Origin of the sequence: Paraburkholderia diazotrophica (assembly GCF_900108945.1) — a bacterium.
In the GTDB taxonomy this organism is placed as follows: Bacteria; Pseudomonadota; Gammaproteobacteria; order Burkholderiales; family Burkholderiaceae; genus Paraburkholderia; species Paraburkholderia diazotrophica.
On record NZ_FNYE01000044.1, the window covers coordinates 15520 to 27916 of the forward strand.

The 12397-nt window shown below is 56.1% G+C and carries 11 protein-coding genes; 9 read left to right on the forward strand and 2 right to left on the reverse strand.

The genetic code is table 11. The features are described 5' to 3' along the window. Window positions 1-517: 517 nt before the first annotated feature. Entirely contained in the window at window positions 518-1414 is an 897-nt protein-coding gene (locus BMW76_RS34020) for a LysR family transcriptional regulator (protein WP_015004754.1), read from the reverse strand. 596 nt (window positions 1415-2010) lie between these two features. On the opposite strand from BMW76_RS34020, the gene BMW76_RS34025 reads away from it, so the two are divergent. From BMW76_RS34025 to BMW76_RS34035, 3 genes are read left to right on the forward strand one after another with little or no spacing between them, the layout of a single operon-like run. Continuing rightward, window positions 2011-2709, forward strand: a complete 699-nt coding sequence (locus tag BMW76_RS34025) for a hypothetical protein (protein WP_015004753.1) — start codon at window positions 2011-2013, stop codon at window positions 2707-2709. 11 nt (window positions 2710-2720) lie between these two features. Next, window positions 2721-3956: an ATP-grasp domain-containing protein gene (locus BMW76_RS34030; RefSeq protein ID WP_090873240.1), complete on the forward strand. Its 1236-nt coding sequence runs from the start codon at window positions 2721-2723 to the stop codon at window positions 3954-3956. A 12-nt stretch (window positions 3957-3968) separates the two neighbouring features. Then, window positions 3969-5255 carry an ATP-grasp domain-containing protein gene (locus BMW76_RS34035; protein ID WP_090873241.1) on the forward strand — a complete coding sequence of 429 codons (1287 nt, stop codon included), beginning with the start codon at window positions 3969-3971 and terminating at the stop codon, window positions 5253-5255. A 17-nt stretch (window positions 5256-5272) separates the two neighbouring features. On the opposite strand, the gene BMW76_RS34040 is transcribed toward BMW76_RS34035, so the two are convergent. Further along, window positions 5273-6187: a LysR family transcriptional regulator gene (locus tag BMW76_RS34040; RefSeq protein WP_015004751.1), complete on the reverse strand. Its 915-nt coding sequence runs from the start codon at window positions 6185-6187 to the stop codon at window positions 5273-5275. A gap of 226 nt (window positions 6188-6413) precedes the next feature. Here BMW76_RS34040 and nodB point away from each other — a divergent pair, with 226 nt between their 5' ends. From nodB to BMW76_RS34070, 6 genes are all read left to right on the forward strand, one after another. Continuing rightward, window positions 6414-7112 carry a chitooligosaccharide deacetylase NodB gene (nodB, locus tag BMW76_RS34045; protein WP_090873242.1) on the forward strand — a complete coding sequence of 233 codons (699 nt, stop codon included), beginning with the start codon at window positions 6414-6416 and terminating at the stop codon, window positions 7110-7112. 449 nt (window positions 7113-7561) lie between these two features. Further along, a complete protein-coding gene (gene nodC / locus BMW76_RS34050) occupies window positions 7562-8899 on the forward strand; it encodes a chitooligosaccharide synthase NodC (RefSeq protein ID WP_090873243.1) in 1338 nt (445 codons plus the stop codon). Between the two features lie 48 nt (window positions 8900-8947). Then, complete coding sequence (gene nodI / locus BMW76_RS34055; protein WP_281248580.1) at window positions 8948-9880, forward strand: nodulation factor ABC transporter ATP-binding protein NodI; 933 nt, start codon at window positions 8948-8950, stop codon at window positions 9878-9880. After that, entirely contained in the window at window positions 9881-10672 is a 792-nt protein-coding gene (locus BMW76_RS34060; RefSeq protein ID WP_015004747.1) for an ABC transporter permease, read from the forward strand. A gap of 93 nt (window positions 10673-10765) precedes the next feature. Then, on the forward strand, window positions 10766-11551 hold the full coding sequence (locus BMW76_RS34065) for a sulfotransferase (protein ID WP_090873244.1): 786 nt from the start codon (window positions 10766-10768) through the stop codon (window positions 11549-11551). A 186-nt stretch (window positions 11552-11737) separates the two neighbouring features. Then, complete coding sequence (locus tag BMW76_RS34070; protein WP_015004745.1) at window positions 11738-12328, forward strand: NodA family N-acyltransferase; 591 nt, start codon at window positions 11738-11740, stop codon at window positions 12326-12328. Window positions 12329-12397: the final 69 nt, after the last annotated feature.

Genomic DNA, 12397 nt, shown 5'->3' on the forward strand with positions numbered 1-12397 from the left:
TCATCTTCAGCACCGGATAACTTATACGTTTTGCTTATTAACTTACACCGAAGCTCGATACAAACCAGACGTAGCGTGACAAGCGAGAGTGACACCATGCTATGAAACTACGCCTCGTTTTTGCATTGGTGACATCGCTCACCTTTTTTCCATCAGGTCATCTCTCAAGCACTGCACTGCCCAGGCAGTCGGCCTTGAGCGTAAGAATCGGGCAATCGAGTACTCGTTTACTGTTCGAATTCACGAATAACACAAACCGCCTGCATGAGAGAACGAAATCTGATTGCACCTTCGACGAGATTTCTCCTTGATATTTGTCAAGCTTCGCTCACCGGCTTGTTAGAATTTCGCCGTTGCGCTCAGCGATCTGCCCCGCATCCGGACGGTGACAGCCCGGCGCATTTGTCTCGCACATATATCGCGAGTTCGGATGCGTCGAAAGCTTGCCCCGTCCGATGCGGCCTGCCGGAAGACGCGGATAGCATGGAAACGCGTGTAGTGGCATGCCGGTACGCTCTTAGTTGAGAGCGCCGTCGTCTGTGGAACCCAATTGCAACGCGCGAAAGAGGAAGCGCTGCAGTGCCGTTGCTGCGGACGTGCTGTCGTGTGCATTCGCGGGACTAAACAGGCCGAACTCCGCGACGGGCGGTATAGGCAGCCCGGCAGAACACGGATCGATTGCCCGCATCGTATCGCGGCGCACATGCCAATCGAGTAGCACGGCAATTCCGAGCCCGGCCTCAACGGCCGACTGGATCGCGGACAAACTGGTGCTTGTGCAGGCGACGCGCCACGCGATGCCGGCCTCAAGCAATGTCGCAAAGAAGTTCTCCTGCCATCGACATGTTCCGCCAAATGCGACGATGGGCAGAGGTCCACCTCGCAGGTCAGCGTTTCTCGTGCGTGCGGCGGCCCAGCGAAGCGGATGCCGCCAAGTAACGAGCGGCTCGGCGTGAATCAGCGCTGGATCTCCAATCGCAAAATCCAGCGTGTTGGTTGCGAGCCGCTGGGATAACGCAGGGCTGGCGTCGACGACGATCTCCAGTGCGACGTCTGGAAACGATGCCGAGAACTGCCTGAGCGCATGGCGGAGGTGACTCATTGCGACGTCTTCCAGAATGCCAATCCTGACGGTACCTGAAACGTCGCCTGCATTGAGTGCGGAGCGGGCGGCAAGCCCAATTTCGAGCAACTTCTGCGCATATGGTAGCAGCACACTGCCCGCCGAAGTCGGCTTCACGCCACGCGGCGAACGTTCGAGCAGGCGTTGGCCGACTTCGTCTTCAAGACGACGAAGAGCCATGCTGACGGCAGCCTGGGTGCGATGAAGTGCCATTGCAGCGTTACTCACGCTGCCAGCCTCAACCACCGTCACGAACGTACGCAGCAGCGTGCTGTCGAGATCGCGAATCATCAATTTCCCTCATGCAGACATAAAGATTATCAGCTTATACCACGCATACACTTGGGGTTAGTATCCTTCCGTCACTCAAGCGGAGAACATGCGCGAGCGAGAATTTGAACGCAAAACAAGTCGAGAGCGACCACTTCGGTCTCGCGCCCAATTGCGCCATCGCGCCGATGTCCGCTGCCACGTCCGCCCGCAAGGGTTGGCCAAAGACTGCACCATTGCCATTCAAAAGGGCATACGGCACGATTCGCACAACTTGGCTGCGGGTACGCTCCGAGGCGTTAGCGCTGGTGCCATCATGCGGCCGCCAATCTAGAAGGAGTTCTGCGTGTGGCCGAGCTATTAGCAGGAAGACCCGGGCAAGTCGGTTCTAATCTAATCAAACATCATCGAGAAGCATTTGAAAGTCTTGCGTCTCACCACACAACGACTGCGGTCTGCCTAACTCCAGAGAACAAGTAGCCTCTTAAGTCCCGAGCTACATATTGCCTTGCTCAAAAATCACCCGGTGTCTTTTGGCTCTTTCAGCCAGTGAATAAAGAGTGGCCACAGCGCTGTTTTCTCCGTTCTTGTTTCTTCTATTTTACTTGGAGGGTTATATGTCAACAAGCAACGATCGCGTTCATCTAGAGCAAGTCGCTGAGCAGGCGATGAAGCGGATTTTTGCCACTTCGCCGGAAACAGCTGCGTTCCATCGTGGAGATTGGATCGACAGTGAATACTATCGCCGGCATCTCGTCGAAACCGTGTTGCGAATCCGGCTCAACAACGAAGTCGACGCATTCGCACTTTACAAAATCAGCTACAAGGACAACGTGCTCGCGCAGTTTCTCGCGCGATACCTCGCAGAAGAATACGGGCACGATGGGCTATTCTTGCGTGACATCGAGAAATTCGGCCTCTCCGCAACCGACGTCGACCGCACCGCGCCCTTTCACAGCACCGACAAATTAATTGGCTACCTCTATCTGAGCATCGGCCGCGACGGGCCACTGCCGACGATGGTGTGGAATTGGTTTGTCGAATGGTATTCGGATCGCTACAACAAGGTCATCACTGAAGCTGCGGCGCGCGCGTTCGGACACGATTATGTGAGGGGTTCGCTCGGCCACATTCACTACGACGAATCGCGCGATCACAATGAGCGGATGTGGGTCGCCCTGCAGCGGGCAATCGACAACTGGGGCGGAACGGAAAAAGCGGAGACCTATCTGTGCCACTTCGTCGAGCTGATCCACGAATACTTCGACGAATTACTGGTGACAACAGTGCCTCAAGCCGAACCGGTTGCCAAATAAGGAGCATCCGTATGACCGCCGTCATCGTAATTGAACCGGCGTCGTCGGGCGCGTCGCTTATCGCCGCTGCTGCGCGCCTCGGTGTCGCCGCACATGTGTTTTCTGCCAATCGTGACGAGCGCGTCGTTCTGCCTGCACTTCGCAACGCCGCCGCATCGTTCACCGTGGTGGACACCGCTTCCCCAGACGCGGTCGCCGCAACTGCGCGCGCCATGCGCGTCGACGCAATCGTGCCCGGGTTCGAATATACAGTCGGCGTAGCCGCGCAAGCGGCGGCCCGGCTCGGTCTTCCCCATTTGCCGCCTGAAGCGGCAGCGCTAACTCAAGACAAGTACCACAGCCGCTTGCACTTCGCAACTATGGGACTGGCGGTGCCACAGTTCGCTCAAATCGCAGATCCCCGCGACATCCTGACGGCCGCGTCGCAGGTCGGCTTCCCAGCCGTTCTCAAGCCTGTGGACGGCTGCGGTAGCCAACTGGTGACGCGCGTCAACTCGCTTGCCGAGCTGCAGTTCGCGGTCGAGCGCGCCATGCACCAAGGTGTTGTAGACATGGGCCGCAAGATTGGCAACGTTTTGCTGCTTGAGCAATATCTCGAGGGTCCGGAGTATAGCATTGAAGGTTACATCGACGGGCGCGGGCCGCGTGTTGTCGCTGTAACCGAAAAGCTGCTGAGCGCCGAGCCGTATTTCGTCGAGATGGGACACACAGTTGAAGCGGCGCTGACGCCAGAGCACCGAGCGGCACTGGTCGCATACATCGAAAAAATCACAGCACGAATCGGCCTTACACTCGGCGTCTTCCATGCGGAGGCCCGCATCACACGTGACGGTCCGGTGCTAATCGAGATCGCCGCGCGGCTCGGAGGAGACCGCATCTACCGTCTAGTTGAACTCAGCAAGTCACTCTCGTTGCCGGAAGTGATGATACGCAGCCATCTCGGCGACGCCAATCCGGCGCCCGGCTATGACACAGAGGTCACGACGTGCGCGAGCGGTGTGCGGTTCCTCGCGCCTGTAACGGGCCGCTTCGCCAGCGCCGCCGCGGTCGAACGCGTGCGCGCAATGCCCGGCTTCGAGGAGATCGAGGTCCATTCGCACATCGGCGGTGCCGTGCCACACCCGACGGATTTTCGTGGCCGCGCCGGACATCTGCTGTTTACCGCTGCCGATCGCCCGACGCTTGATTTGCGTCTCGCCGAGGCGCAAAGCGCTCTCAGATTTAATCGCACCCTTGACGATATCTGAAAATTTCTCGACATGACAATCAGCCTGTCTTCCAAGAGTAGACGCATCGTTGTTCTTAATCGTTGGTCCGACGACTTCGCCGCCTACCATCGCTATATCGACCATGCTGTGCACGACGTGGCATACGTCTGCACGCCACACGCTGCGGCAGCACTGCGCGCGTCGCGCATCATTCACATTGAACAGCTACCCGATTTCGGCGATGAAGATGCGCTGCACGCGGCCGTGCGCGCCTGCAGCTCAGCACTGGGCGGCATCGACAGGCTCGTCGCGCTGTCCGAATTCGACCTGATGGCGGCCGCGCGGCTCCGCAATTCCTTCAGTATCCCTGGTGACCTGCCTGACGCAGTCGTCCGGTTTCGCGACAAGGCGGTCATGAAGTACGCCGTCGTGACAGCCGGCCTGCGTGCGCCGCGCTTCGCAGCGCTGGAAAATCCGACCTCTCCCGATGCGGACCCGATCGATACAATGCGTTTTCCGCTCATCGTAAAGCCGCGCACCGGTGCCGCAAGCGTAGGTGTACGGCGCGTCGACACGGAGGCGCAGTTCAATGCACTGTTGCCGACTCTACCGCTCGTTGAGTACGAATGCGAGGAGTACATCGAAGGAACGATCTATCACGTTGACGGCTTCGTTGTTGACGGTGCATTTGTGATCGCGCGCGCGTCCCGCTATATCAACACTTGCCTCGAGTTCGCGCAGGGCAAACCACTCGGCTCCGTAATGCTTGATCCCGGGCCGCTGAATGATGCGCTGCTCGCGTTTGCAGATGCCAGCCTGCGTGCGCTCGCGTTGGTCAATGGACCATTCCATCTTGAGATCATTCGAGGCCCCGACGCCCTGTACTTCCTCGAGATCGGTGCGCGCGTGGGCGGGGGGGAGATCCCTTTCCTGTTTCGCGATCTGTACGGTATTGACCTGTTCGCCTTGTGGGTCGCGCAGCAGTCAGGTGACGAGGCATGTTTCGCGGAGCAAACGCGAGCCGCGTTCGCCGCATCGACGTTGCGCGCGCGCGGCGGATTCCTGATGCTGCCGGAGCCAGTCGGCAAGGTGTTCGTCGGTGCGCAATTGCCGCAAGGAATCGCGGCGCTCTATGAAACCATCTTGCCAAAACAACATCATGTCTTCGACGGCGCTGGCGGCTACGATACGATCCTCGCGCGCTTTCGCTACCGGGGTGCATCAGAACACGAAATCGCCGTGGCAATTTACGCGACGTTGCGGGATTTTCGCTTCACACTCGCGGAGGTCGCGACACTCGCGACCTTTGAAAAAGGAACTCGGCACGACCCGAATTAACCGTGAAGCCATCGATACTAGCCAGCCACGAGGCTTTGCGCCTCCTGCAATAACAGCTCGCGCATCCAGATGCTTGCAGGGTCACCGTTATGCAGCGCGGGCCATTGGATCGTTTCAGTGAACGAGGAAAGGGGCAGTGGTACCTGGACGATCCGCAGCGGAACCACTTCGGCGAAATGCCTTGCCAGCCTCATAGGGATCGTTGCTATACGGTTCGTACGCGATAGCATGGATGGAACCAGATCAAAGGTCGGCACGACAACCTCTTCGCGCCTCTTTAGACCGAGATCGAGTAAGAAAAACTCCTCGATCGAGGGCCTGCGCGCCCGTCCGAACCTCACTGTCACGTGTCCCATCGACATGTACTTCTCCAACGGGAGCCGCCGCGACAACTGTTTGTTTGTTGGACATCCGACACATACGAGCTTCTCCTCGAAGAGCGCCGCTTTGGGGTGAGAATCTGCCAGCAACAGCTCCGGCAAAATCAGAAAATCGGCGTCACCTCGACGAAGCAACTCGCCGGGTTCGTCGTCAGGAAAAAGCAATTCAAAACTCACTGAGGGAGCTTCGCGTGCGACACGTTTTACGACATTCTGGAAATAAACAAGTGTCATGAAATCAGAAAGGCAGACCCTAAAGCGGCGATTCGATTTGGCCGGTTGGAAGACGTCGCGCGAAATGATCGAAAGCTGGATGTGCGACAGAGCTTCCCGAACCGGGCCTGCGAGTTCCATTGCCCGAGCTGTCGGGACAAACTCGCGACCCCTCATCACGAACAGGTCATCACAAAAATAGTCTCGTAACCGGCCGACTGCTGCACTCATGGCAGGTTGACTCAAATTGATGTTCCGCGCCGCGACCGTCAGATTGCGTTGCGTCATCAGCGCATCCAGCGCAACAAGAAGATTGAGATCGAGGCCTTTGAAGCGCATGTTCAGGTATTCGCTGTGTGGATGCAACGTATCGAAACAATCGATTGTACAAATTAATTGTCGTCGCGCAAAGTTACGCCTACCAATACTAAAGGCGCAAGAGGTCGCACGAAGATTTTATTCGAATTACTGACCGACCGTTTTCGCAAAGTCCCAAATTGTGAGTTATAGACAGATTTTCACCTCCTCAAAAGGGGCGTTTTCTGCACACCACCATGAATAGTCGATGGCTTATGAGATGAAGGATGACACACCACAACGAGACGAGACGAGTGCGAACCGGTTCGATTGCCTGTCCGATGTGCCGGACAACTTTGACCGCCAACACCAATCCCGTCAGGTTTACCTTACCTTCGATGACGGTCCAGATCTAGTATGGACGCCCAAGATACTTGACGTATTGGCGCAGCACCAAGTGCCGGCAACGTTCTGCGTCCTTGGCGCTTACGCGGCAAGTCATCCGCAGTTGATAGAACGGATCATCGCTGAAGGTCACGAGATCGCCAATCACACGATGACGCATCGGGATCTTTCAAAATGCGAACAGGAACAGACACGGCGTGAGATATTGGAAGCGAACGCGATAGTCAAGCGGACATGCCCTGCCGCAACAGTGCGGTATATGCGCGCGCCATACGGAATATGGACGAAAGAAGTAATTGCCGAATCGACAAAGGCAGGATTGACGGCACTTCACTGGTCGATAGACCCGCGAGATTGGTCTCGCCCCGGTGTCGACGCGATTGTGCACGCTGTGCTGGCGTCCGCGCAGCCAGGCTCTATTGTTCTTTTACACGATGGGAGCCCTCCTGGAGAGTGGGATCCGAATGCTCGCACCACATCGCGCGATCAGACCGTCACGGCGCTGTCGCGCCTGATTCCAGCATTGAAGGAACGCAGGTTTGTAATCAGTTCACTGCCCTGATGTGGACAAACTGAACCGATGAGCACTCCTGCACACATCTGCATTAAGGCTCGTTTATCTCATTAAAGAGGTTACTCCAACCATGAGCAGCAGCTTGTAAACGGCTTTGAAACGGATTAGTAATATCACCGGCGTCAGGAAATCCTGACGCAATAAAGAGGAAGCACTGACAGAGCTTTCTGCATCGGCCGATGGATATATTATTTGCCAGCTCGCTATCATGGGCGTGCACTAGTTGAGGATCCGAGCGACGAGAGAGCGCAAGATTCCGCAGTCTCGCCAAGATATAGCGAGACATCCACGGATGCAGGCGGATTAGAGACACCCTTGCCCACTACCGACAGGAACTTCGCGAGCAAATCTTTAGCATTTTCCACCTGTTCCTTCTCTGGATCACGGCAGGCCTGTAGTCAGATCATTTCTTAACGCCACTTAGCAAACTGACCTCGATGAACATCCCTGCCACAATCAACACGACCTCCGTTCTGTTGTACGCATTGCTTTCGACCATTTATAAAAGCGCGCAGGTTCTGCACGCCATGCCGTCTAGCGGGCCGCCTGCGAGCAGCAAATCGACCAACTCCAACTCCCTGCCCGACGTCGACGTTATTGTGCCGTGCTTCAACGAAAACCCGGACACACTGCGGGCGTGCCTCGCTTCAATCGCGACTCAGGAGTATGCCGGCCCCTTTAAAGTCCACGTCGTCGATGACGGTTCAGCCAATCGTGACGCGTTGAGAATGGTGTACCACGAGTATGAGCACGATCCGAGATTCAATTTTGTTCTCCTTCCCCGGAACGTAGGAAAACGCAAGGCACAAATCGCTGCGATCCGTTCCTCGTCTGCGGAACTGATACTTAACGTCGACTCAGATACGACCCTAGCGCCCGATGTCGTGAAGAAACTCGTACTAACAATGAGTGACCCGGCGATCGGGGCCGCCATGGGTCAATTGACAGCAAGCAATCGCCGCGACACATGGTTGACCCGTCTGATTGATATGGAATACTGGCTCGCCTGCAACGAAGAGCGTGCCGCTCAAGCCCGTTTCGGTGCCGTTATGTGCTGCTGCGGTCCATGCGCCATCTATCGACGATCCGCGCTTCTTTTGCTGCTGAACCAGTACGAGACTCAGACGTTCCGCGGAAAACGCAGTGACTTTGGCGAAGATCGCCATTTGACAATTCTTATGCTGGCAGCTGGTTACCGAACGGAGTATGTTCCAGACGCGATCGCAGCTACCGTTGTACCAGACAAGCTGTGGCCATATCTGCGTCAACAACTACGTTGGGCACGCAGCACTTATCGCGACACGCTGCTTGCGCTGCGCCTCCTGCCTCGTCTCGATCGTTACCTTACGCTGGACGTGATCGGGCAAAACGTAGGGTCGCTTTTACTTGCCGTGTCAATGCTCGCCGGGCTCCTGCAGATCGTTCTGACAGCCTCGGCACCGTGGCAGGCATGCTTTCTGATCGCCTCAATGACTATGATCCGCTGTTCCGTGGCCGCAGTTCGGTCTCGAGAACTTCGATTTCTCGGATTTTCCGCGCACACATTTATCAACCTTTTGTTATTGCTTCCTGTAAAGGCCTACGCATTGTGTACGTTGAGTAACAGCAACTGGCTTTCCCGAGGCTCGGCCGCCGACTGTTTCGAACACGTCGATCCGCCTGGACACGCTGTGACAACAGACGCTGCTGCATCGACGGGTACGGATGCGCAGTGTGACCGGCAGTGCAGGACACCGTCATTCGGAACGTCCGACAATGTAGTCCGTAGTGAGTGATACGTAAGATCTCGCGCGCAAAACGGGATCTTCTTTTAATGAAGCCACATCTCGACCTCTCGTTCAATGGCTGCTGCAGCGATAACGTTTACTAGCGTCAGGAAGTTATATAACGGCAAACAGGTCGTTAACGGACTTTCATTTCGCGTCGAGCACGGCGAATGCTTTGGCCTACTGGGACCTAACGGCGCAGGCAAGAGCACGACCGCGCGCATGGTCCTCGGTATGGCCTCGCCTGACGCAGGTACGATCACTGTTCTTGGAGAGCCCGTGCCCGTACGCGCGCGCCTGGCACGGCGGCGTATCGGCGTAGTTCCGCAATTTGACAACCTTGAACCCGGGTTCACGGTGCGCGAGAACCTGCAGATATTCGGGCGCTACTTTGGCATGAGCGCCGACGAGGTCGAAGCGGTGATTCCGTCCCTGCTTGAATTCGCGCACCTGGAGAGCAAGGCTCACGCGCGCGTCGCAGAATTATCCGGCGGCATGAAGCGTCGGTTAACCATCGCCCGGGCGCTTATCAACGACCCACAACTGCTGATAATGGACGAGCCTGCGACCGGTCTTGATCCACATGCGCGCCGCCTCGTCTGGGACCGCTTGCGCTCTCTACTTGCGCGCGGCAAGACGATCCTTCTAACTACTCACTTCATGGAAGAGGCTGAGCGATTGTGCGATCGACTCTGCGTGATTGACAAAGGACGCAGCATTGCGGAAGGTGCCCCTCATGCGCTAATCCATGAACAGATTGGAAGCCACGTGCTGGAGATATACGGCGGCGATTCGCACGAACTGCGTGCATTGCTTGAGCCCTACGCGCAGCGCATGGAGGTGAGCGGCGAGACGCTGTTTTGCTATGCAGCCGACTTGGAACAGGTGCGCATGCAGTTGTGCAAGCGAACGGGTCTGCGCGTTCTGCAACGCCCCGCAAACCTGGAAGACGTGTTTCTTCGGTTGACTGGACGGGATATGAAGGACTAAATGATGCGCGAAGTTTTCGTGATGGCTATGCCCACCAACACTTGGAACTGGCGCATGGTATGGCGCCGCAATTATCTAGCGTGGCGAAAAACTGCACTCGTTTCGCTTATCGGTAACCTTGCGGACCCGATGATGTATCTGTTCGGATTAGGTTTCGGCGTGGGAATAATGATAGGCCGCATCGAAGGCACTTCCTACGTAGCCTTTTTGGCGGCTGGAATGGTTGCGACAAGCGCAATGACTTCGGCGACGTTCGAAACGATTTATGCGACTTTCGCTCGCATGCACATCCAGCGCATGTGGGAAGCAGTCCTGTGTACCCAACTCACGATCGGCGACGTCGTTCTCGGTGAATTGGCGTGGGCAGCAACGAAAGCCCTTTTGGCCGGGACGGCTGTTACGTTGGTTGCCACGACGCTCGGCTATGCGGCGTTTCCGAGCATTCTTTACGTCATTCCCGTCGTTATCTTAACTGGCCTCGCCTTCGCGAGTATTGCGATGGTGCTCATCGCGATCGCGCCGAGTTATGATTACTTTATCTTCTATCAAACACTTGTTCTGACGCCCATGCTTTTTTTGAGCGGTGTCGTCTTTCCGGTCGCCCATCTTCCAGGTGCATTTCGCCAGCTTGCGCGATTCTTGCCGCTCACACATTCCGTTGAACTCATCCGCCCAGCGATGCTTGCACGCCCAGCCGCCGGAATCGGTCTGCATGTGATTGCGCTCTGCGTCTACACAGTCTTGCCATTCTTTCTGTCGGCAGCACTGTTTCGCCGACGTCTCTTATCTTGACGCAGATGATTGGAAACCGAGCAGGATCCTCATAATGACTTAGTCAGAAATCAGATTTCGAATCATCGCTTTCGATTCCGTTAAAGATACGCTATGACCCAATCCATGCCGACAATTGAGCCATTTGTAATCCTCGGGATGCCCAGGACGGGCACCCATTATCTTGAAGAATTGCTAAACGAGCATCCCAACGTATCAAGCAATGGCGAGTTGCTCAATCCTTACGACGCGATCTGGGACAATCGCAAGCGCCTGCTACTTAGCGATCGCGAACTGCTCGAAGTGGCCTACCTGCACTACCCCTCCAGAACCGGAAAGAACGCGATCACACACGTCGGTTGCAAGATCAACCAACCTCAGTTTCAGGAGCGCCCGGGATTCTTTGACGAGTTAGCTAGATGGCCACGCCTCAAGGTGATGCTTGTAATCCGCAGAAATACGTTGGAATCGCTGCGATCGTTGGTGCAGGCAAGGCAAAGTGGTCAATGGTTAAAGTTTGGCGCAGGCAACGACTCCGGTCCGCCTCCTCAGGTAACCTTAAAAATTGAAGACTGCGAGGACTATCTCGAAGCTGCTGACGATTTCCACCGACTGGTGATGGGCTCATTCTCGCCAACGAACATTCTTACCGTCGAGTATGAAAGTCTGTTGGGCAATCCCGCATCATGCCTGCATGCCGTTTGGGCTTTCCTCGAAATTCCAGTGCGTCCATGCTCTGGCAGCACGGTCCTTCAACGTCAGGAAGTGCGGCCACTGGAACAAACGGTACTCAATTTTGAGGAGTTGAAGCGTCACTTCACAGGCGGGCAGTACGAGAGCTTCTTTGAAGCTGGGAAGATTGGTTTTTCACCACCCCCTACGGATAATCCGCTCGTATAAGCCACCTATTGATAGATCATTTTGCAAGTGTCGTCGTGTCTCTAAGCGCGATCTGTTTAGCTAACGAATGACCGGTTTGATTAATCCTTGCGTTCCCTTATAGCCCTAGAAAGCTGATGTGCACCATCGGTATGTCTGGCCGCTCGCGCGGCAGGCAATGAACGCGTCAAAATGAGGTGACTGTGCATGTCCTCAAAAGTGCAGTGGAGATTGTGCTGGGAAAATGAGCTGGATCTAAGCGATCACGTCGAATTGGCCCGATTTTTCCGTACGACGTATGGGCCTACCGGGGCTTTCAACGCAAAACCGTTCGAGGGTGGTCGAAGTTGGGCCGGTGCGCGGCCCGAACTCCGCGCCATCGCCTACGATTCGAAAGGTGTTGCGGCTCACATGGGATCGCTTCGTCGTTTCATCAAGGTAGGCTCGGTCGATGTGCTTGTAGCCGAATTGGGACTGTATGGGGTGCGTCCGGATCTCGAAGGGTTCGGAATCGGTCATTCAATCCGCGCGATGTATCCAGTGCTGCAAGAACTCCGCGTCCCATTCGCGTTTGGCACAGTCCGGCATGCCTTAAAAAATCACTTTGCCAGATTGTTTCGGAATGGAATGGGGACGATCTTGCATGGGGTGCACGTGCGATCAACGCTCCCAAACGTTCACCTTGACTTACCTCCTACGCGCATTGAAGACGTGCTGGCTGTGATTTTGCCGATCGGCAGCCCGCTGAGCGAGTGGCCGGACGGCGCCGCCATCGAGCGCAACGGACCCGAGCTGTGACGCACGCAGGTTCTGTCCGGAATGCGACGCGTCCCACATTGCGCGTCGTACAACGATGTTGAAATGGAC

Bases quoted from the DNA above. Each gene is read 5' to 3' on its own strand.
- BMW76_RS34020 (WP_015004754.1), bottom strand. From the start codon at position 1,414: ATGATTCGCGATCTCGACAGCACGCTGCTGCGTACGTTCGTGACGGTG.
- BMW76_RS34025 (WP_015004753.1), top strand. From the start codon at position 2,011: ATGTCAACAAGCAACGATCGCGTTCATCTAGAGCAAGTCGCTGAGCAG.
- BMW76_RS34030 (WP_090873240.1), top strand. From the start codon at position 2,721: ATGACCGCCGTCATCGTAATTGAACCGGCGTCGTCGGGCGCGTCGCTT.
- BMW76_RS34035 (WP_090873241.1), top strand. From the start codon at position 3,969: ATGACAATCAGCCTGTCTTCCAAGAGTAGACGCATCGTTGTTCTTAAT.
- BMW76_RS34040 (WP_015004751.1), bottom strand. From the start codon at position 6,187: ATGCGCTTCAAAGGCCTCGATCTCAATCTTCTTGTTGCGCTGGATGCG.
- nodB (WP_090873242.1), top strand. From the start codon at position 6,414: ATGGCTTATGAGATGAAGGATGACACACCACAACGAGACGAGACGAGT.
- nodC (WP_090873243.1), top strand. From the start codon at position 7,562: ATGAACATCCCTGCCACAATCAACACGACCTCCGTTCTGTTGTACGCA.
- BMW76_RS34060 (WP_015004747.1), top strand. From the start codon at position 9,881: ATGATGCGCGAAGTTTTCGTGATGGCTATGCCCACCAACACTTGGAAC.
- BMW76_RS34065 (WP_090873244.1), top strand. From the start codon at position 10,766: ATGACCCAATCCATGCCGACAATTGAGCCATTTGTAATCCTCGGGATG.
- BMW76_RS34070 (WP_015004745.1), top strand. From the start codon at position 11,738: ATGTCCTCAAAAGTGCAGTGGAGATTGTGCTGGGAAAATGAGCTGGAT.